General features: G+C 49.0%; 17 protein-coding genes and 5 tRNA genes. 1 reads left to right on the top strand and 21 read right to left on the bottom strand.

The features are described 5' to 3' along the window. Window positions 1-16 precede the first annotated feature (16 nt). The 21 genes from fusA to folA all read right to left on the bottom strand — a co-directional run bounded on the left by fusA (window position 17) and on the right by folA (window position 19,994). A complete protein-coding gene (fusA, locus tag EH243_RS14190) occupies window positions 17-2,107 on the bottom strand; it encodes an elongation factor G (protein ID WP_126159335.1) in 2,091 nt (696 codons plus the stop codon). 30 nt (window positions 2,108-2,137) lie between these two features. Further along, window positions 2,138-2,608: a 30S ribosomal protein S7 gene (gene rpsG, locus EH243_RS14185; protein ID WP_126159334.1), complete on the bottom strand. Its 471-nt coding sequence runs from the start codon at window positions 2,606-2,608 to the stop codon at window positions 2,138-2,140. 144 nt (window positions 2,609-2,752) lie between these two features. Beyond that, the gene (gene rpsL, locus EH243_RS14180; RefSeq protein WP_126159333.1) at window positions 2,753-3,127 is read right to left on the bottom strand and encodes a 30S ribosomal protein S12; all 375 of its coding nucleotides are present in this window, start codon (window positions 3,125-3,127) and stop codon (window positions 2,753-2,755) included. Window positions 3,128-3,348: 221 nt separating this feature from the next. Beyond that, window positions 3,349-7,575, bottom strand: a complete 4,227-nt coding sequence (gene rpoC, locus EH243_RS14175; protein ID WP_126159332.1) for a DNA-directed RNA polymerase subunit beta' — start codon at window positions 7,573-7,575, stop codon at window positions 3,349-3,351. 73 nt (window positions 7,576-7,648) lie between these two features. Then, complete coding sequence (gene rpoB, locus EH243_RS14170) at window positions 7,649-11,749, bottom strand: DNA-directed RNA polymerase subunit beta (RefSeq protein WP_126159331.1); 4,101 nt, start codon at window positions 11,747-11,749, stop codon at window positions 7,649-7,651. A gap of 172 nt (window positions 11,750-11,921) precedes the next feature. Further along, window positions 11,922-12,293 (bottom strand): 50S ribosomal protein L7/L12, encoded by a 372-nt coding sequence (gene rplL, locus EH243_RS14165; protein WP_126159330.1) that lies wholly within the window; start codon window positions 12,291-12,293, stop codon window positions 11,922-11,924. 64 nt (window positions 12,294-12,357) lie between these two features. After that, window positions 12,358-12,852, bottom strand: a complete 495-nt coding sequence (gene rplJ, locus EH243_RS14160; protein ID WP_126159329.1) for a 50S ribosomal protein L10 — start codon at window positions 12,850-12,852, stop codon at window positions 12,358-12,360. A gap of 221 nt (window positions 12,853-13,073) precedes the next feature. Further along, window positions 13,074-13,769 carry a 50S ribosomal protein L1 gene (gene rplA, locus EH243_RS14155; protein ID WP_126159328.1) on the bottom strand — a complete coding sequence of 232 codons (696 nt, stop codon included), beginning with the start codon at window positions 13,767-13,769 and terminating at the stop codon, window positions 13,074-13,076. Then, window positions 13,769-14,203, bottom strand: coding sequence for a 50S ribosomal protein L11 (gene rplK / locus EH243_RS14150; RefSeq protein WP_126159327.1), 435 nt, complete (start codon window positions 14,201-14,203; stop codon window positions 13,769-13,771). The genes rplA and rplK overlap by 1 nt, the downstream gene beginning before the upstream one ends. Window positions 14,204-14,307: 104 nt before the next feature. Beyond that, a complete protein-coding gene (gene nusG, locus EH243_RS14145; protein WP_126159326.1) occupies window positions 14,308-14,841 on the bottom strand; it encodes a transcription termination/antitermination protein NusG in 534 nt (177 codons plus the stop codon). Between the two features lie 12 nt (window positions 14,842-14,853). Next, entirely contained in the window at window positions 14,854-15,222 is a 369-nt protein-coding gene (secE, locus tag EH243_RS14140; protein ID WP_126159325.1) for a preprotein translocase subunit SecE, read from the bottom strand. 61 nt (window positions 15,223-15,283) lie between these two features. Beyond that, window positions 15,284-15,359: transfer RNA gene (locus EH243_RS14135), tRNA-Trp, on the bottom strand. A gap of 75 nt (window positions 15,360-15,434) precedes the next feature. Further along, window positions 15,435-16,658 (bottom strand): elongation factor Tu, encoded by a 1,224-nt coding sequence (gene tuf, locus EH243_RS14130; RefSeq protein ID WP_126159324.1) that lies wholly within the window; start codon window positions 16,656-16,658, stop codon window positions 15,435-15,437. 93 nt (window positions 16,659-16,751) lie between these two features. Continuing rightward, window positions 16,752-16,826 (bottom strand) — tRNA-Thr (locus EH243_RS14125). Window positions 16,827-16,835: 9 nt separating this feature from the next. Continuing rightward, window positions 16,836-16,909: transfer RNA gene (locus tag EH243_RS14120), tRNA-Gly, on the bottom strand. Between the two features lie 11 nt (window positions 16,910-16,920). After that, window positions 16,921-17,004: transfer RNA gene (locus EH243_RS14115), tRNA-Tyr, on the bottom strand. A gap of 23 nt (window positions 17,005-17,027) precedes the next feature. Next, window positions 17,028-17,103: transfer RNA gene (locus EH243_RS14110), tRNA-Thr, on the bottom strand. Between the two features lie 24 nt (window positions 17,104-17,127). Next, window positions 17,128-17,814, bottom strand: a complete 687-nt coding sequence (locus tag EH243_RS14105) for a hypothetical protein (RefSeq protein WP_126159323.1) — start codon at window positions 17,812-17,814, stop codon at window positions 17,128-17,130. After that, entirely contained in the window at window positions 17,814-18,515 is a 702-nt protein-coding gene (locus EH243_RS14100; RefSeq protein WP_126159322.1) for a type III pantothenate kinase, read from the bottom strand. Before EH243_RS14100 ends, EH243_RS14105 begins: the two co-directional genes overlap by 1 nt. Then, window positions 18,512-19,477, bottom strand: coding sequence for a bifunctional biotin--[acetyl-CoA-carboxylase] ligase/biotin operon repressor BirA (gene birA / locus EH243_RS14095; protein WP_126159321.1), 966 nt, complete (start codon window positions 19,475-19,477; stop codon window positions 18,512-18,514). The genes EH243_RS14100 and birA overlap by 4 nt, the downstream gene beginning before the upstream one ends. Window positions 19,478-19,487: 10 nt before the next feature. Further along, window positions 19,488-19,994 (bottom strand): type 3 dihydrofolate reductase, encoded by a 507-nt coding sequence (gene folA, locus EH243_RS14090; protein ID WP_126159320.1) that lies wholly within the window; start codon window positions 19,992-19,994, stop codon window positions 19,488-19,490. A gap of 113 nt (window positions 19,995-20,107) precedes the next feature. Here folA and EH243_RS14085 point away from each other — a divergent pair, with 113 nt between their 5' ends. Then, complete coding sequence (locus tag EH243_RS14085) at window positions 20,108-20,959, top strand: thymidylate synthase (RefSeq protein ID WP_126159319.1); 852 nt, start codon at window positions 20,108-20,110, stop codon at window positions 20,957-20,959. Window positions 20,960-20,999 lie beyond the last annotated feature (40 nt).

Below are 20,999 nucleotides of genomic sequence, written 5' to 3'. Positions count from 1 at the left end.
TAATATGTTGGGCAAATTATCTTGCATTGATTACTGCCTGGGCGACATTGTCTGACGCTTCGGCATAATCAAGAAATTCCATTGAGTAGGTTGCACGACCCTGAGTAGCCGAACGCAGGTCGGTAGCATAACCAAACATCTCGCCCAGTGGAACCTGAGCATTGATTATCTTACCTGAACTACAATCGTCCATACCCTGAACCAGACCACGTCGACGGTTCAGGTCACCCATCACGTCACCCATGTAATCTTCGGGCGTTACAACTTCCACCTTCATAACAGGCTCAAGCAGACAGGGACTTGCTTCCTGCGCATACTTTTTAAGCGCCTGTGAGGCGGCAATTTTAAACGCCATCTCATTAGAGTCAACTTCATGGTAAGACCCATCATGTAGACGAGCCTTCAGGCCGATGAGCGGATAACCGGCAATAACGCCGTTTTTCATCTGCTCTTCGATACCTTTTTCTATCGCTGGGATATATTCCTTAGGAATAGAACCACCAACAATTTCATTGATAAACTCCAGCCCTTCATTTTCAGACGGACTAAACTCAATGACTACATGACCATACTGGCCACGACCACCTGACTGACGAATAAACTTATGGTTTGCATCGACAGACTGACGGATTTTCTCGCGATAGGCTACCTGCGGCTTACCGATGTTCGCTTCAACGCTAAATTCGCGTTTCATGCGATCCACCAATATATCTAGGTGCAATTCGCCCATACCAGAGATAATTGTCTGACCGGTTTCAGGATCAGTTGCCACCCGGAAAGAAGGATCTTCCTGAGCAAGCTTGCCCAGCGCGATACCCATTTTTTCCTGGTCTGCCTGAGATCTAGGCTCAACAGCCACCGAGATTACCGGTTCAGGAAACTCCATACGCTCTAACGTGATCTTATGATCAGGAGAGCACAGAGTATCTCCGGTCGTAACATCTTTCATACCGATCAGAGCAGCGATATCGCCTGCGCGAACCTCTTTAATCTCTTCACGGTTGTTAGCGTGCATCTGCACCATCCGTCCGACGCGCTCTTTCTTACCTTTAACAGTGTTAATAACACTATCGCCAGAAGCCAGCACACCCGAATACACACGCACGAATGTCAGTGTACCCACGAATGGATCAGTCGCTATTTTAAATGCCAACGCTGCAAAAGGTGCTGCATCATCCGCTTCGCGAGTTTCAAGCGTCTCGTCATCATCAAGCATACCCTCGATCGCCTTAACTTCGACCGGCGATGGCATATACTCAATCACGGCATCTAGCATCGCTTGCACGCCCTTATTCTTAAAGGCAGAACCTGCCTGCATTAGAACAAGTTCGTTAGCAAGAGTGCGTCGACGCAAGCCCGCTTTTATCTCTTCATTGGACAACTCACCTCCTTCGAGGTATTTGTCCATCAGCTCATCGGATGCTTCAGCAGCGGCTTCAATCATCTGCTCACGCAGCTCTTCAGCCTGCTCTTGCAACTCAGCGGGGATGTCGTAAAGCTCGTAAGTCATCCCCTGATCCGCTTCATTCCACATAATGGCTTTCATGCGAATCAGATCGACTACACCTTTAAACTCTTCTTCTGCACCAATCGGAAAATTGATCGGTACAGCGCTTGCCCCCAGACGTTCCTTCAACTGGTCTTTGACCATGAAGAAGTCAGCACCGGCACGGTCCATCTTATTGACGAAAACCATACGCGGCACTTCATATTTATCCGCCTGACGCCAAACGGTCTCGGTCTGAGGCTGAACACCCGAAGACGCACATAACACCACAACAGCGCCATCAAGCACCCGCAGAGAACGCTCAACTTCAATCGTGAAGTCAACGTGTCCCGGCGTATCAATAATATTGATACGGTGCTGATCAAACTGCTTACTCATGCCACTCCAGAAACAGGTTGTCGCAGCGGAGGTGATAGTAATACCACGCTCCTGTTCCTGCTCCATCCAGTCCATGGTCGCCGCACCGTCGTGTACTTCACCGATCTTATGAGACATACCGGTATAGAACAAAACACGCTCAGTGGTCGTTGTTTTACCAGCATCAACATGGGCGCAGATACCGATATTTCGATATCTGTTAATAGGCGTTTTACGAGCCAAAACTCAATCCTCAGACCTTACATCAAAAGCTTAGAAGCGGTAGTGAGCGAATGCTTTGTTCGCTTCAGCCATGCGATGAACGTCTTCACGTTTCTTCACAGCTGCGCCACGGCCTTCTACTGCATCGCCGATTTCACCAGCTAGACGCAGAGCCATGGATTTTTCACCACGCTTACGGGAAGCATCAACCAACCAACGCATAGCCAGAGCCATACGACGAGAAGGACGTACTTCTACAGGCACCTGATAGGTAGCACCACCCACACGGCGAGATTTAACCTCAACCATTGGCTGGATAGCCTCAAGTGCTTTGTTGAATGATTCAATTGGATCTTCACCAGTGCGCTCACTGATTTTGTCCAGCGCACCGTAAACGATCTTCTCAGCAACAGATTTCTTACCACTGATCATCAGGTGGTTAGTAAATTTTGCCAGTGTAATGTTACCGAACTTAGGATCCGGCAGGATTTCACGTTTTGCCGCAACTCTTCTTCTTGGCATGATAAGCCCCTTTATCTACAGGTCTTCAGGTTATTTCAGGAATTGATACCTGACCTTACTCTTATTGCTTGCGGTCTAGCTCTAGTTGTATAGCGGGCTGTTTGCACAGCCAGTGCCGGACTTCTGTCGCCGTCCCGGAAACAATTAAGACTTAGGACGCTTGGTACCGTACTTAGAACGACCTTGTTTACGGTCATTTACGCCACTGGTATCCAGTGCGCCACGTACTGTGTGGTAACGAACACCCGGTAAGTCTTTTACACGACCGCCACGAATCAGAACAACGGAGTGCTCTTGCAGGTTATGACCTTCACCACCGATGTAGGAAGTAACCTCGAATCCGTTAGTCAAACGAACACGACATACTTTACGCAATGCTGAGTTCGGTTTCTTAGGGGTTGTTGTATAGACGCGGGTACAAACGCCGCGGCGTTGAGGACAAGCCTGCAATGCAGGAACATCGCTCTTTACCACTTTACGCTTGCGCGGCTGTCGCACCAGCTGGTTAATAGTTGCCATTAAGCAAACTCCACGCTTTATTTAAGCACCAAAAAAACAGGATTTTTTTCACTCCTGTCACGAAAGGGCCGAGATTGTACTCAATCTCGGCCCACTAGGTCAATATTCGACCAAGTATTAGATAACTCTTTTTAGATCTTTCTTAGCCTCTAGACCAAAGTTACCCACATATAAGCTCTAATTACAGGCCCGAAAACTAATTCAGGCCCGCCAACAGCTTATTATTCTGAATCAGGCATCGCTGCTTGGTTCAACGCTTCAGTCAGTGCCAATTGAACATCTTCTGCACTTACAGTGACGTTATCATCGACTTTCTGAGCTTTACGCTTACGCGCTTTGTGATAAGCCAAACCGGTACCGGCTGGAATCAATCGTCCAACAACCACGTTTTCTTTCAGGCCGCGCAGGTAATCTTTCTTACCACACACCGCACCTTCAGTTAGAACGCGGGTTGTTTCTTGGAACGATGCAGCAGAGATAAAGGACTCTGTTGCCAGCGATGCTTTAGTGATACCCAGCAGTACACGATCGTACTTAGCCGGCATCTTACCATCAGCAACCAAACGCTTATTCTCAGCGATAACCTTGTGGTATTCAGCCTGTTCACCGTTGATGAACGAGCTATCACCACTGGCAGTGATATCAACCTTACGCAGCATCTGACGTACAATAACTTCGATGTGCTTATCGTTGATGCCAACACCCTGCAGACGGTAAACGTCTTGAATTTCAGAGGTGATGTATTTCGCCAGTTCCGCAACACCCTTGATACGTAAAATATCATGGGAGTTAGATGGGCCATCGGAGATAACCTCACCCTTCTGCACGACTTCACCTTCAAATACGTTCAGGTTACGCCACTTAGGAATCATCAGCTCGACAGGATCAGCATCAGGAGGACTGATCACTAGACGTTTCTTACCTTTGGTTTCTTTACCGAAGGTGATCGTACCGGACACTTCAGCCAGAATAGAAGATTCTTTAGGCTTACGCGCTTCGAACAAGTCAGCAACCCGTGGCAGACCACCGGTGATATCCTTGTTCACAGAACCTTCCTGAGGGATACGTGCCAGTACATCACCGATACCCACTTCTGCACCATTGTTCAGGTTCAGAATCGCCTTAGCAGGCAGCAGGTATTGAGCAGCGGAGTCTGTACCCGGGTGGAACAGGTCAGCACCCGTCGTCGCATCAACCAAACGGATCATCGGACGGATATCTTTACCCGCCGCTGGACGTACTGCTGGGTCCAGAATCTCGATAGTCGACAAGCCGGTCAGCTCATCCGTTTGTTGCTTAACGGTAATACCGTCATCAATACCAACAAACTCAAGCTTACCCGCCACCTCGGAGATGATTGGGTGGGTATGCGGATCCCAGTTAACAACAATAGCGCCGGCTTCAACACGATCGCCATCTTTAACCTTAATCACAGCACCGTAAGGCAGCTTATAACGCTCACGCTCACGACCGTGCTCATCGGTTACACCCAGCTCGCCTGAACGAGAGGTTGCTACCAGAGAACCATCTGCTTTTTCTACAGATTTAAGGTTATGCATCCGGATTTCACCGGAGTTTTTAATCTGTACGCTATCGACTGCGGCTGCCCGTGATGCTGCACCACCGATGTGGAAGGTACGCATGGTCAGCTGTGTACCCGGCTCACCGATAGACTGAGCAGCGATAACACCCACTGCTTCACCTGGGTTAACCTTATGACCACGACCGAGGTCACGACCATAACACTTAGAACACAGACCGAAGGCTGTTTCACAGGTAATCGCACTACGTACAACCACTTCATCGATAGAAGAGAAGCGCTGTTCGTCATCAAGACGTTTAACCCAAGCTTCATCAATCAATGTACCGGCTTCGATCAGCACTTCAGTACCGCTTGGATCCATCACATCTTTAGCGATAGTACGACCCAGGATACGATGACCCAGACCTACCACAACATCACCGCCTTCAATCAGCGGCTGCATGACAAGCCCTTCTTCAGTACCACAGTCATCTTCAGTGATAACCAGATCCTGAGATACGTCAACCAGACGACGTGTCAGATAACCAGAGTTCGCTGTTTTCAGTGCGGTATCCGCCAAACCTTTACGCGCACCGTGAGTCGAGATGAAGTACTGTAGTACGTTCAAACCTTCACGGAAGTTTGCGGTAATTGGCGTTTCGATGATGGAGCCATCCGGCTTCGCCATCAGACCACGCATACCCGCCAACTGACGAATCTGTGCAGCACTACCCCGGGCACCGGAGTCGGCCATCATATAAACCGAGTTGAAAGAGTCTTGGATGACTAGCTCGCCCTCACGGTTTAGCACCTCTTCCTTCTTCAGGTTATCCATCATCTTCTTAGCTAGTACTTCGTTTGCACGAGACCAGATATCGATAACCTTGTTGTATTTCTCGCCCTGGGTAACCAGACCGTCAGCGTACTGCATTTCGATCTCTTTCACTTCGCTATCTGCAGAAGTGATGATATCGACCTTCTCATCTGGGATAACGAAATCGTTAACACCGATAGAAGAACCAGAAACTGTTGCTTGACGGAAGCCCATGTACATCACTTGGTCAGCAAAGATAACAGTATCTTTCAAACCAACGATACGATAAGCGGTGTTAATCAGACGCGAAATAGCTTTCTTCGTCATCGCCTGGTTAACCAGATCAAATGGTAGACCGGTTGGCACGATATCAAACAGCATGGCACGACCAACGGTCGTTTCTTTAATGCTAGTGATATGCTCTTCGTTACCTTCGATATCACGAATCGTTTCGTGGATACGCACTTTCACGCACGCTTGCAGATCGACCTGCTTGGCACCGTAAGCCCGCTGAACCTCTTTGATATCAGCGAAGACCATGCCTTCACCCTGAGCGTTAATACGCGCACGGGTCATCCAGTACAGCCCCAAGACCACGTCCTGAGAAGGTACGATGATAGGCTCACCGTTAGCAGGCGACAGTACGTTGTTAGTTGACATCATCAATGCACGAGCTTCTAGCTGCGCTTCGATAGTCAACGGCACGTGTACCGCCATCTGATCACCGTCAAAGTCGGCGTTGTAAGCCGCACAGACCAATGGGTGCAGCTGAATCGCTTTACCTTCGATCAGTACAGGTTCAAATGCCTGAATACCCAAACGGTGAAGTGTTGGTGCCCGGTTAAGCATGATCGGGTGTTCGCGGATAACTTCATCCAAGATATCCCATACCAGCGACTCTTCGCGCTCAACCATCTTCTTAGCGGCTTTAATCGTGGTTGCATAACCGCGTAGCTCTAGCTTAGAGAAGATGAAAGGCTTGAACAGCTCCAGTGCCATTTTCTTAGGCAGACCACACTGATGCAAACGCAAGTATGGACCAACCACGATAACGGAACGACCAGAGTAGTCGACTCGCTTACCCAACAAGTTCTGACGGAAACGACCCTGCTTACCCTTGATCATATCAGCCAAGGATTTCAGTGGGCGCTTGTTAGAACCGGTAATAGCACGACCGCGACGACCGTTATCTAGCAGCGCATCAACAGATTCTTGCAACATACGTTTTTCGTTACGTACGATGATATCCGGAGCACTCAGATCAAGCAGACGCTTCAAACGGTTGTTACGGTTAATTACCCGACGGTACAGATCGTTGAGATCGGAAGTCGCAAAACGACCACCATCCAGCGGCACCAATGGGCGCAGATCTGGCGGCAGAACCGGCAGAACTTGGAAAATCATCCATTCAGGCTTGTTGCCTGACAGATGGAAACCTTCCAGCAATTTAAGACGCTTAGACAGCTTCTTAATTTTAGTTTCAGAATTCGTTGCTGGCAGTTCTTCACGCATCACTTCGATCTCTTCTACAAGATCGATAGATTTCAGCAGTTCTTGGATTGCTTCAGCACCCATACGGGCATCGAAGTCATCGCCGAACTCTTCTAGCGCTTCAAAATACTGCTCGTCATTCATCAGCTGACCACGCTCAAGCGTCGTCATACCTGGATCAATCACAACAAAAGATTCGAAGTACAGGACCCGCTCAATATCACGCAGAGTCATATCCAGCATCAAACCGATACGGGATGGTAGAGACTTCAAGAACCAAATGTGTGCAACCGGCGATGCCAGTTCGATGTGACCCATACGTTCACGACGAACTTTAGCCAGTGCTACTTCAACGCCACACTTCTCACAGATAACACCGCGATGCTTGAGACGCTTGTACTTGCCACATAGACATTCATAGTCTTTAACTGGACCAAAGATCTTGGCACAGAACAGACCATCACGCTCAGGCTTAAACGTACGGTAGTTAATGGTTTCTGGCTTTTTAACTTCACCAAAAGACCAAGAACGAATCATCTCAGGTGATGCCAGACCGATACGGATCGAGTCAAACTCGTCGTTCTGTCCCTGGGATTTCAACAGATTTAGTAAATCTTTCATTTCTTTCAGCTCCTCGGGGGAGTTGACCACGCAGCGATTAATTCAGCTGCGCAGTAAACTATCTGTTAAAGGGTTACTCGGATTCCAGCTCGATGTCGATACCTAGCGAACGGATCTCTTTCACCAGCACGTTGAACGATTCTGGCATGCCCGGTTCCATACGATGATCGCCATCAACGATGTTTTTATACATCTTCGTACGGCCATTCACGTCATCGGACTTAACCGTCAACATTTCCTGCAAGGTGTAAGCAGCACCGTATGCTTCCAGTGCCCACACTTCCATCTCACCGAATCGCTGACCACCGAACTGAGCCTTACCACCCAGCGGCTGCTGAGTAACCAGACTGTAAGAACCGGTAGAACGTGCGTGCATCTTATCATCAACCAAGTGGTTAAGTTTCAGCATGTACATGTAACCTACGGTTACTGGACGGCTAAACTTATCACCGGAGCGACCATCAAACAGGGTGAACTGACCGGTATCGCTCAGGTCTGCCATACGCAGCAGCTCCTTCACTTCCGCTTCTTTAGCACCGTCAAATACTGCGGTTGCCAGCGGTACACCACCTTTCAGGTTTTTCGCCAGCTCCATCACTTCGTCATCGCTCAAAGAGTCGATATCTTCATGACGGCCTGACTTATAGCCACCCAATTCACTGTTGTAGATACGATCAAGGAACTCACGTAGCTCTTTAACGGTTTCTAGACGATCACGCTCTGCTTGCAGCATCGCATTGATCTTAACGCCCAGACCTTTAGCCGCCATACCCATGTGGGTCTCAAGCACCTGACCTACGTTCATCCGTGATGGTACACCCAGTGGGTTGAGGACAATATCAACCGTCTCACCGTTTTCATCATACGGCATATCTTCAACCGGCATGATAACGGAGATAACACCTTTGTTACCGTGACGACCGGCCATCTTGTCACCTGGCTGTACGCGGCGTTTAGTCGCTACGTAAACCTTGACAATTTTCAGTACGCCCGGCGCTAGGTCATCACCTGTTTGCAGCTTGTTCTTCTTGTCTTCGAACTTAGCATCTAGCTCAACACGACTTTCTTCGAGTTGCTCTTGCGCTCTTTCCAGCATTTCCTGTGCTGATTCATCAGCAACACGGATCTTGAACCAATCAGATTTCTTCAGTTCAGCCAATGCAGCAGAGGTAATCTCTTCGCCTTTCTGGAAGTTTGCACCGCCTTCAGCTTTAAGACCACACAGGGCACGTTCGAGACGTTCAAAGGTCGCTTGCTCAACAATGCGGAACTCTTCGTTCAAATCCTTACGGATACGGTTCAGTTCAGATTGTTCAATGGAGAGTGCACGCTCATCTTTAGGCACGCCATCACGGGTAAATACCTGTACATCGATAACTTTACCGATGGTACCTGTCTTAACACGCAGAGACGTATCTTTAACGTCAGAGGCTTTCTCACCAAAGATAGCTCGTAGCAGTTTCTCTTCCGGAGTCAGCTGAGTTTCACCCTTAGGTGTCACTTTACCAACCAGAATATCACCAGGGCCAACTTCAGCACCGATGTGTACGATACCGGCTTCATCCAGTTTCGCCAGCGCAGACTCACCCACGTTTGGAATATCCGAAGTAATCTCTTCAGAACCCAACTTGGTATCACGCGCCACACAGGTCAGTTCCTGAATGTGGATAGTGGTGAAACGATCTTCCTGCACAACACGCTCGGAGATCAGAATCGAGTCTTCGAAGTTGTAACCGTTCCAAGGCATGAATGCGATACGCATATTCTGCCCCAACGCCAGCTCACCAAGGTCAACGGACGGGCCGTCAGCCATGATATCGCCACGCTGAACTGTTTCGCCCTGACTCACGATAGAGCGCTGGTTGATACAGGTGTTCTGGTTAGAACGGGTGTATTTGGTCAGGTTGTAGATATCTACACCCGCTTCACCCGCGGCTGTTTCTTCATCACTTACACGCACAACGATACGTGCCGCATCAACCGCTTCAATCACACCACCGCGTTTAGCAGTGACACAAACGCCGGAATCACGTGCAACATAACGCTCCATGCCTGTACCCACTAACGGCTTATCAGCACGCAATGTCGGTACAGCCTGACGCTGCATGTTCGATCCCATCAATGCGCGGTTCGCGTCATCGTGTTCTAGGAACGGAATCAATGCCGCCGCAACCGATACTACCTGACGTGGAGATACATCCATGTAGGTAACTTTTTCCGGTGGCATAACGGTAAATTCATTTTCATGACGAACCGCAACCAACTCATCGGTTAGCTTATGGTTGTCATCCATACCAGCAGAAGCCTGAGCGATAACATGACGCCCCTCTTCAATCGCTGATAGGTATTCAATCTCATCAGTTACCTGACCATCAACCACTTTCCGGTATGGGCTCTCAAGGAAACCATAATCGTTAGTGCGGGCATAGGTTGCCAGCGAGTTGATCAGACCGATGTTCGGTCCTTCAGGTGTCTCGATTGGACATACACGACCGTAATGGGTTGGATGTACGTCACGTACCTCAAAGCCAGCACGCTCACGTGTCAAACCGCCAGGCCCTAACGCTGATACACGGCGCTTGTGGGTAACTTCCGACAGTGGGTTGTTTTGGTCCATAAACTGAGACAGCTGTGACGAACCGAAGAACTCTTTAACGGCAGCCGCTACTGGCTTAGCGTTGATCAGATCCTGAGGCATCAGGTTATCCGATTCCGCCATGCTCAAACGCTCACGGACAGCACGCTCTACACGTACTAGACCAACACGGAACTGGTTTTCAGCCATTTCGCCAACAGAACGAATACGTCGGTTACCCAGGTGATCGATATCATCGACAACACCTTTACCGTTACGAATATCGATCAACGTCTTCATAACAGCCAGGATATCTTCTTTATCCAGCACGCCAGAACCGACTTCATCATCACGACTTAGACGACGGTTGAACTTCATCCGACCAACAGCAGAAAGGTCGTAACGCTCTTCAGCAAAGAACAAGTTCTGGAACAGGTTCTCAGCAGATTCTTTGGTTGGTGGCTCGCCAGGACGCATCATCCGGTAGATCTCTACCAGTGCTTCTAGCTGATTACGCGTCGTATCGATACGCAGGGTATCAGAAATAAATGAACCACAATCCAGCTCGTTGGTGTACAGCGTTTCAAACGCGGTAACATCACGGCTGCGCATCAGTTCAAGCACTTCTTCAGTGATCTCGCTGTTGCCTTCGCACAGTAGTTCACCGGTAGTAGGATCGATAATATCTTTTGCTAATACTTTACCTAGCAGATACTCAACAGGCACTTCTAGCTGAGTAACATTATCTTTCTCTAACTGACGGATATGACGCGGTGTCACACGACGACCGGATTCAACCAGTACATTGCCGCTGCCATCTTTAATATCAAAGGTAGCTGTTTCGCCACGCAGACGAGTAGGTACCAGCGTCATCAGAATCTCTTCTGTGCTCAGTACCCATTCCGTATTATCAAAGAAGGTTTCGAGGATCTCTTCAGTGGTATATCCCAGTGCACGCAACAGAATAGTGGCCGGCAATTTACGACGACGGTCAATACGTACAAATAGGCTATCTTTAGGATCAAACTCGAAGTCCAACCATGAACCACGGTAAGGAATGACACGGGCAGAATAAAGCAGCTTCCCAGAGGAGTGCGTTTTACCCTTGTCATGGTCGAAGAATACACCAGGCGAACGGTGTAACTGGGACACGATAACACGCTCTGTACCGTTAACAACGAATGTACCGTTGTCGGTCATCAGCGGCATTTCGCCCATGTATACTTCTTGTTCTTTAATATCTTTGATCGCTTTATTTGAAGATTCGCGATCATAGATTACCAGGCGGACTCTTACGCGCAGTGGAGCCGCATAAGTAATACCACGCATCTGGCATTCTTTAACGTCAAAAACCGGCTCGCCCAGACGGTAACCTACATATTCCAATGCGGCATTTCCGGAATAGGAAACGATCGGGAATACGGAACTGAAAGCAGCATGCAGTCCGACATCTTTGCGGTCTGTAGAGTCAGCACCCTGTTGCAGGAATTTCAAATAAGAATCCAACTGGATTGCCAATAAATACGGCACGTCCATCGCTTCCGGCAGCTTTCCGAAGTCTTTACGGATGCGTTTCTTTTCAGTATATGAGTAAGCCATCTAAGTTCCCCAGCATCTACACCTGAAAAATTCAACCAAACCGAAGGAATTTTCTCGGTTTGTGAGCCGTTATCATTTGCTCTTACTAATAACGGAAAAAGGCCGGTGGCACTTTGCCACCAGCCGTAGATGTATCAGCTATCAAATAGTCTGATACGAAGCATAGCGCTGCTTACTTAACTTCAACAGTTGCGCCAGCTTCTTCCAGAGCTTTCTTAAGCTCTTCAGCTTCATCTTTGCTAACGCCTTCTTTAACGGTAGCAGGAGCGCCGTCAACCATGCCTTTAGCTTCTTTCAAGCCAAGACCAGTTGCTGCACGAACAGCTTTGATTACGTTAACTTTCTTGTCGCCAACAGCAGCAAGAACAACGTCAAATTCAGTTTGCTCTTCAGCAGCAGCAGCTTCGCCGCCAGCAGCGCCAGCAACTGCAACAGCAGCAGCAGAAACACCGAATTTTTCTTCCATTGCTTCAACCAGCTCAACAACGTCCATTACAGACATTTCAGCGATTGCATTCAAGATATCTTCTTTAGATAGAGACATGGTTCAATTCCTAAAATATTCGAGCCTGAGGCTCTTAAACTCGTTACTTAAGCCGCTTTTAAAATTAAGCAGCAGCTTCTTCTTTCTGTTCGCGAATAGCCGCAATAGTGCGAACCAGCTTGCCTGCAGCTGCTTCTTTCATGCAACCCATCAGCTTAGCGATCGCCTCATCGTATGTAGGCAGTGAAGCCAACACAGAGATGTCTACGGTCTGCCCTTCGAAAGCAGCGGTCTTTAACTCAAGCTTGTCATTCTTCTTGGCGAAATCTTTCAGAATCCGCGCACCAGCACCTGGGTGCTCGTTAGAGAATGCAATCAAGGTTGGACCTACGAACGCATCTGAGATACATTCGAAATCAGAGCCTTCTACTGCACGACGCGCTAGCGTGTTACGTACGACGCGTAGCCATACTCCCGCTTCACGTGCCTGCTTACGTAGTTCGGTCATATTCTCAACGGTAACACCGCGAGAATCTGCAACTACAGCAGAAAGAGCGCCTTTAGCAGCTTCCTGGACTTCAGCGACAATCGCTTTTTTATCTTCGAGTCCTAATGCCACGATTTACTCCTGGATTTAGTCTTATCGACTGTTTACCAATCACTCCAATGATAAATCACTGAAGCGCCGAGTACGGTGGTTGAATTGATCCTGTTAAGGGGATCACACCGTCTGCGCAGGTTGATAGATTAAGAGACTGACTACGTGCGCCACTCTCACCTGCGGTCTTTGACGACCTCTGCGGCAATACCGCAGAGACCCTCAATTTTTCTGAAAATCGATTAAGCGCCCAAAGAGCCCTGATCGACTACCAGACCTGGCCCCATAGTGGTGGACAGGGTAATTTTCTTCAGATACACGCCTTTAGCAGAAGAAGGCTTAAGTTTCTTAATTTCGCCTAACAACGCGTCTAGGTTGGCAGCAATCGCTTCAGGTTCGAAGCCAACTTTACCAATACCTGCGTGGATAATACCGTTTTTGTCAGTACGGAAACGTACTTGACCAGCTTTAGCATTGTTAACCGCAGTAGTAACGTCTGGAGTAACGGTTCCTACTTTAGGGTTAGGCATCAGACCACGTGGGCCCAAGATTTGGCCTAACTGACCAACAACACGCATCGCATCTGGCGTTGCAATAACAACGTCAAAGTTCAGGTCGCCGCCTTTAATCTGTTCAGCCAGATCATCAAAACCGACAACATCAGCGCCAGCTGCTTTTGCTTTCTCAGCGTTTTCACCCTGAGCAAACACAGCAACACGTACTTCTTTACCAGTACCGCTTGGCAGCACACTTGAGCCACGAACGTTTTGGTCAGATTTACGTGGATCAATACCTAGATTGATCGCAACATCAACAGACTCTTTAAAGTCAACAGTGGACAGTTCATTCAGCAGAGAAACCGCATCGTTAACAGCGTACTGCTTACCAGGTTGAACTTTCTCAGCAATCGCCTTTTGGCGCTTAGACAACTTAGCCATCACTCAACTCCTTCCACGGTAAGACCCATGCTACGTGCACTACCAGCGATGGTGCGAACAGCTGCATCCATATCAGAAGCAGTCAAGTCAGCCATTTTAGTCGTTGCAATCTCTTCCAACTGAGCGCGAGTAACAGAACCCACTTTCTCAGTGTTTGGACGACCAGAACCACTCTTCAGACCAGCCGCTTTCAACAGCAATACTGCTGCAGGAGGCGTCTTAGTGATGAAGGTAAAGCTACGATCTGCGTATACAGTGATAACAACAGGAGTCGGAAGACCCGCTTCGATACCCTGAGTTGCAGCGTTAAACGCTTTACAAAATTCCATGATGTTAACACCATGCTGACCCAATGCTGGGCCAACTGGTGGACTTGGGTTCGCCTGACCGGCAGCAACCTGCAGCTTAATATAAGCCTGGATTTTCTTAGCCATGTTTCACTCCTGGCGGGTAGTAACGCCTTTCGGCTCCCCGGTTTAAAGACGGAAAAACCCCAGCACTCATTCAAGCACCGAGGTCAGTTCCTAAAATTCTGCTATCAGGCTTTTTCGACCTGACCAAACCCCAGCTCTACTGGAGTCGAACGACCGAAGATCAATACTGCAACATGCAGCCTGTTCTTCTCGTAGTTCACTTCTTCTACAACACCGTTAAAGTCTGCAAACGGACCATCGACCACTCGAACCATTTCACCCGGTTCAAACAAGGTCTTAGGACGCGGCTGATCAACACCACTTTCAACACGTTGCAGAATCGCTTGCGCTTCTTTCTCGGTAATCGGTGCTGGCTTATCTGCCGTACCACCAATAAAGCCAAGAACGCGCGGCGTATCTTTAACTAAGTGCCAAGTGTCGTCATTCATTTCCATCTGAACCAATACATAGCCCGGATAGAATTTACGTTCAGACTTACGTTTTTTACCTTCGCGTATCTCAACAACTTCTTCTGTAGGAACGAGGATATCGCCAAAGCCATCCTGCATTTTATGCAGCTCGACCCGCTCTCTCAGAGAATTCATTACACGCTTCTCGTAACCGGAGTACGCATGTACAACATACCATCGCATAGCCATGCCTCTTTCCTCTTATCCGATTACAGTCGAGACGCCCAAACTCAGTAACGAGTCAAGACCCCACAAAAGCAAACCTACAACCAATACAACGACAGTCACAATCAGAGTTGTCTGCATTGTTTCCTGACGGGTTGGCCATACAACTTTGCGAATTTCAGATCGCGCTTCTTTAAACAATGTAAAGAAAGCCAATCCTTTAGCGGTTTGCAGCGCAATATAGCCTGCAACACCAGCAAGAACTAATAGTGCAATTACGCGATATAGCAGTGACTCTTCTGAATAAACAGAGTTACCTACTACGCCGGCAGCGACTATGGCTACCACTACGACCCATTTCAGGCCATCCAGCTTTGAACCTTCGGAAGACACTTTAGAATTCACGATGGGCCTCGGTTATCGATAATTTGCTATGAACTTGTTAGACACCAACTCAGATTAGAGTTGGCAGGCCAGGAGGGACTCGAACCCCCAACCTGCGGTTTTGGAGACCGCTGCTCTGCCAATTGAGCCACTGGCCTAGTACTAACTAGGGACGCGTATATTACACGCATCCCTACTAGGTAGCAACCGTTAAGTTGCTATTAAATCAAAGATTACTCGATGATTTTTGCTACAACGCCTGCGCCAACAGTACGACCGCCTTCACGGATCGCGAAGCGCAGACCTTCTTCCATTGCGATAGGGTTGATCAGGGTAACATCCATTTTGATGTTATCGCCTGGCATTACCATTTCAACGCCTTCTGGAAGTTCACAAGAACCTGTGATGTCACAAGTACGGAAGAAGAACTGTGGACGGTAACCTTTGAAGAATGGAGTGTGACGTCCGCCTTCATCTTTTGACAGTACGTATACTTCACCTTCGAAACGAGTGTGAGGAGTGATTGTACCTGGCTTAGCCAGTACTTGACCACGCTCTACGTCGTCACGCTTAGTACCACGCAACAATGCACCAATGTTCTCACCTGCACGACCTTCGTCAAGCAGCTTACGGAACATTTCAACACCAGTACAGGTAGTTGTTTGAGTATCACGGATACCGACGATTTGAATCTCTTCACCCGTCTTAACAATACCACGCTCTACACGGCCAGTTACTACAGTACCACGACCAGAGATAGAGAATACGTCCTCGATAGGCATCAGGAATGGCTGATCGATAGCACGCTCTGGTTCTGGAATGTAAGTATCCAGTGCTTCAACTAGCTTACGTACAGCCGTTGTTCCCAGTTCGTTTTCATCTTCGCCGTTCAACGCCATCAATGCAGAACCTGCAATGATTGGAGTGTCATCACCTGGGAAATCGTAAGTATCAAGCAGCTCACGCAGCTCCATCTCAACCAATTCCAGCATTTCAGCGTATTCTTCAGAATCAACGCCGCCGCAATCTTCAGCCAGCAGGTCTGCCTTGTTCAGGAATACGATGATGTAAGGTACACCAACCTGACGAGACAGCAGGATGTGCTCACGAGTCTGAGGCATAGGGCCATCAGTCGCGCCACAAACCAAGATAGCACCATCCATCTGAGCAGCACCGGTGATCATGTTTTTCACATAATCCGCGTGTCCTGGGCAGTCAACGTGCGCGTAGTGACGAATTGGAGAATCATACTCAACGTGAGAAGTCGCGATAGTGATACCACGTTCGCGCTCTTCTGGAGCATTATCGATACCAGCGAATGAGATAGCTTTACCACCGAAAACTTCTGCACATACACGGGTCAGTGCTGCTGTCAGAGTAGTCTTACCGTGGTCAACGTGGCCGATTGTACCAACGTTAACGTGCGGTTTGTTACGTTCAAATTGTTCTTTAGCCATTGCCATTTACCTTGCGTCAAGTAAGTGTGATTAACCACGCTGCCACATACAACAAAGGGCAGACATATCGCTATATCTACCCTATGAAAATAATGGAGCTCATGGGCGGATTTGAACCGCCGACCTCACCCTTACCAAGGGTGTGCTCTACCCCTGAGCCACATGAGCACATCTAACTGGAGCGGGTAGCGGGAATCGAACCCGCATCATCAGCTTGGAAGGCTGAGGTTCTACCATTGTACCATACCCGCCTTACAGCTATTGGTGGTGGGGGGTGGATTCGAACCACCGAAGCTCGCGCGTCAGATTTACAGTCTGATCCCTTTGGCCACTCGGGAACCCCACCCTACCAATACTTCACCGCTTTAATGGTGCCGGCACCAAGAGTCGAACTCGGGACCTACTGATTACAAGTCAGTTGCTCTACCAGCTGAGCTATACCGGCATCGGCTGTGAAGTGGCGCATATATTAATCACGAGCCCCTGTGCTTGCAACCCTTTTACATAACTTTTTTTCGATTTTTATGGCAGAATCAAGAAAACCGTCTACCTCGTTGATTTTATTGTCTGTTTCTAGCGAATTATTAGCCTCAATCCAAACCTCATACTGTGGCAATGACTGCATAACCTCATATTCATCCACCACAAACTGCTGACTCACGCTATCCCGTGCCTGATTTAACGCTGCACGCGTCTTAAATCGACCGATAACATACACATCGCGAGGGCCTAGTTTCTCTGTTTCTACATTGAATCCCTGTTCCACCAAGCGCGCCTCTAATGCTTGCTGTTGCGAATAATCAGCAGGCCGATTCAGTATTAGCTCAAACATCTCCACCCGCTCTACATCTGTTTGTAATAACAGCGCATTCAAGCCTAACCGTTCGATCCGTTCCTGTAGGTCCAGCGCCTCGACTTCAGATTCTATCCCTGTGACCACATAACACATGGTTTCATCGGGGATAGACACCCCAGCACTAGACTCTGCTTTAACGACCTGACGTGGTAGCAAAGTCGAACGATCAACTTCACTCAGCAGTTTAAGCGATGCCACCTGCGCCTGCCGAACTCCCTCAACCGGCTCATCTGATTGACGCAACTGCCAACCAAAATAGACACCATTGATCAGCAGTAGAATTAAAAATAGCCAGCGCATCATTCAGCGCCCAGCGCCAACGGTAAACCATCTAACACAAGATCAGGACACCAGGTAGCGCCCTCCACCAGCGAACAAAACAACTCACCATCACCGCCGGTTACATAAACCGGTTGCCCTGCTGCCTTACGCATCACCTTTTCAGCCAGCGATTCTAATAATAGATTGACACCATGATGCACCGCTTCAGACGTATTAACTCCCGGCGTCGCATCGAAGCCCGCTATCGTTTGATCCACAATCACTTCTGCGGTATTCATCAAAAGACTACGTCCCATCAACTGGAGCCCTGGAATGATATAACCACCTAGGTGCTGCCCATTGCCACTCAACTGCTCTACTGTGATGGCACTACCGCAATCCACCACCCAGCAGGCACCCTGCTCCTGCTGCCAAGCACTCAATAGGGCTAACCAGCGATCAACCCCCATTCGCGAGGGATCACTATAACTATTACTCACACCGCAGGCGGCTGCCTGAGTGACGGCAAACTCGGGCTGCACCTGCCAGCGCTGCGACACAAACTGATGCAATGCCTGATTTACCTGTTCACCCGCCACCGACGAGACTCTTACCCGCTCCACGTCTGACGGCCATTGTGCGATCGTCAACTCGCTATGACGCAACCGCCCCCGCAGTTCTGAGCCAGCCATTCGCCACTTAATAAAGGTATTACCCGCATCCAGATCCAACACACTCATGCTAGTCGTACACTCACTTCGCCACCATGATAAGCCTGCAACTCACCATCGATTTCCAACAGAAGCGCGCCGGATTGATCAACCCCACGACAAATACCCACCGCCTGTCGGTTACCTAGATTAAGACTCACCACCTGATTACGATGGGCATTTATCTGCTGCCACTCATCCTTAAAGGCGGCAAAACCTTCGCTGGAAAACTGCTCAAGCACAGGCACCAACTCATTGATCAGTTCGGCTAACAACCGATTGCGCGAAGGCGCCTCACCCAGAATCTGACGTAGATCGATCCACGGCTGATCAATCGTCTCCGCCGCGAGTTCTGACATATTGACATTGATACCTACGCCAATCACCACAAAACACTCACCTGCCGCATCACCACTCATTTCCAGCAACACACCGGCTAACTTACGCCCACGCCATAACAGATCGTTAGGCCATTTAACCGAGATTTCATCCACCCCCAGCCGTTTCAAGCCGCGAATCAGCGCCACCCCGACGGCAAGGCTTAGCCCCTCAAGTGCAGCTGCGCCATTATTGAACTGCCAAGTCAGTGAAAAATAGATATTACTGGCAAAAGGGCTTGCCCAGCTACGCCCACGACGACCACGTCCTGCTGTTTGCTGCTCAGCCAAATATAACGAGCCATGTCCGTCACGATAAACCGCTTCCATCGCTTTGGCATTGGTCGAGGGGATAATCAGGTTTACATCGATCAGGTTGAGACGCTGACGCACATCCGCCTGTAACGCACCCTCAATCAAGGCCTGATCCAGCAGATCTAACCCGCCGGGAATCCGATAACCTCGACCCTTGACGCTAAACACCTCAATACCCGACTCTTCAATGCTCTTAATCTGCTTCCAAATGGCACTGCGGCTTACACCTAACGCCTGCCCCAGCGCCTGACCTGAATGAAACTTACCATCCGCCAGTACCGATAAAAGTGGCTCAATCATAGAATATCCTTCAGGAGATACGTTGCAGCACTATAAAGCTGTAATCGTAGGGGTTAGGTCCATCGGCCGAAAAATCCTCCCGACCGATTTCAGCCCAATCACCGGGGTGGAATACGGGGAAATACGCATCACCTTCCACTTCAGCATGTACTTGGGTCAGATACAGACGGTCAGCCAACGGTAACGCCTGCTGATAAATCTGTGAACCACCGATCACCATCGCCTCATCGCAACCATTCACCATACAGATGCTCTCAGCTAGTGCTTTCGCCGCTTCAAGGCTGTGCACCACCTTTACATTTTCCGGCTGATACGTTGTATCACGGCTAACCACAATATTGGTCCGCCCCGGTAGCGGCCGACCAATCGATTCAAATGTCTTACGTCCCATAATAATCGGCTTACCCATCGTGACCCGCTTGAAATAGCGCAGATCCTCCGGCAGATGCCAGGGCAAATTATTATTAATACCGATTACCCGGTTTTCTGCCTGGGCCACTATGATCGCCAGGTTCATAAACTCTCCTTGCCTTAACTAATACTCGAACTAGTGCTGGTACCAATGACTTGCTACTTACTGTTTGGTAACATCGCTGGCTGAATTTAACCACAGGTGTCAAGCACAAACCAATGAGACAATATCTTGATCTTTGCCAAAGACTCATCAATGAAGGCATCTGGGTGGAAAACGAACGCACCGGAAAACGCTGCCTGACCGTCATTAACGCCGACCTAACCTACGATGTCGCCGCCGGTGAATTCCCGTTGGTCACGACACGGAAAAGCTTTTATAAATCGGCCATTGCCGAAATGTTAGGCTATCTGCGCGGTTACGACAATGCGGCACAGTTCCGCCAACTCGGCACTAAGACCTGGGATGCCAACGCCAATGATAACGCATCCTGGCTCGCCAACCCCTACCGCAAAGGCACCGATGACTGTGGCTTTATCTATGGCAAGGTAGGCAGAAACTTTCCCAAGCCCGACGGCGGTAGCATCGATCTACTGCGTAAGATTGTCGACGACCTGACTCAGGGTATCGATGATCGCGGGGAGATCTATACTTTTTATCACCCCGGTGCATTTCACATGGGCTGCCTACGCCCCTGCATGTACAGCCACCACTTCTCGCTGTTAGGAGATACACTCTACCTCAACAGCACACAACGCAGCTGCGATGTACCCTTAGGTCTGACATTCAATATGGTTCAGGTCTATTTTCTGTTGGCGATTATCGCCCAGATTACCGGAAAAAAACCAGGCAAGGCCTACCATAAGATCGTTAATGCACATATTTATGAAGATCAGCTCGAGTTGATGCGTGATGTACAGCTAACACGTGAACCTCTGCCGCTGCCCACCTTTAAGGTCAATCCGGACATTAAAACCTTAGAAGATTTGGAAACCTGGGTTACTACCGATGATTTCGAGATCGAAGGCTATCAGTATCACGACCCGATTCAATACCCATTCTCCGTATAACAACAACGTCAGCCGCCATAAACGCTGACGTTAAACGGGC

This window comes from Amphritea opalescens (genome assembly GCF_003957515.1).
GTDB classification, from domain to species: Bacteria; Pseudomonadota; Gammaproteobacteria; order Pseudomonadales; family Balneatricaceae; genus Amphritea; species Amphritea opalescens.
This window is presented reverse-complemented; position numbering and strand designations above follow the sequence as displayed.

Bases quoted from the DNA above. Each gene is read 5' to 3' on its own strand.
- EH243_RS14085 (WP_126159319.1), top strand. From the start codon at position 20,108: ATGAGACAATATCTTGATCTTTGCCAAAGACTCATCAATGAAGGCATC.
- rpsG (WP_126159334.1), bottom strand. From the start codon at position 2,608: ATGCCAAGAAGAAGAGTTGCGGCAAAACGTGAAATCCTGCCGGATCCT.
- rplK (WP_126159327.1), bottom strand. From the start codon at position 14,203: ATGGCTAAGAAAATCCAGGCTTATATTAAGCTGCAGGTTGCTGCCGGT.
- EH243_RS14105 (WP_126159323.1), bottom strand. From the start codon at position 17,814: ATGCGCTGGCTATTTTTAATTCTACTGCTGATCAATGGTGTCTATTTT.
- rpoB (WP_126159331.1), bottom strand. From the start codon at position 11,749: ATGGCTTACTCATATACTGAAAAGAAACGCATCCGTAAAGACTTCGGA.
- tuf (WP_126159324.1), bottom strand. From the start codon at position 16,658: ATGGCTAAAGAACAATTTGAACGTAACAAACCGCACGTTAACGTTGGT.
- nusG (WP_126159326.1), bottom strand. From the start codon at position 14,841: ATGGCTATGCGATGGTATGTTGTACATGCGTACTCCGGTTACGAGAAG.
- folA (WP_126159320.1), bottom strand. From the start codon at position 19,994: ATGAACCTGGCGATCATAGTGGCCCAGGCAGAAAACCGGGTAATCGGT.
- rplL (WP_126159330.1), bottom strand. From the start codon at position 12,293: ATGTCTCTATCTAAAGAAGATATCTTGAATGCAATCGCTGAAATGTCT.
- birA (WP_126159321.1), bottom strand. From the start codon at position 19,477: ATGATTGAGCCACTTTTATCGGTACTGGCGGATGGTAAGTTTCATTCA.
- EH243_RS14100 (WP_126159322.1), bottom strand. From the start codon at position 18,515: ATGAGTGTGTTGGATCTGGATGCGGGTAATACCTTTATTAAGTGGCGA.
- rpsL (WP_126159333.1), bottom strand. From the start codon at position 3,127: ATGGCAACTATTAACCAGCTGGTGCGACAGCCGCGCAAGCGTAAAGTG.
- rplA (WP_126159328.1), bottom strand. From the start codon at position 13,769: ATGGCTAAGTTGTCTAAGCGCCAAAAGGCGATTGCTGAGAAAGTTCAA.
- rpoC (WP_126159332.1), bottom strand. From the start codon at position 7,575: ATGAAAGATTTACTAAATCTGTTGAAATCCCAGGGACAGAACGACGAG.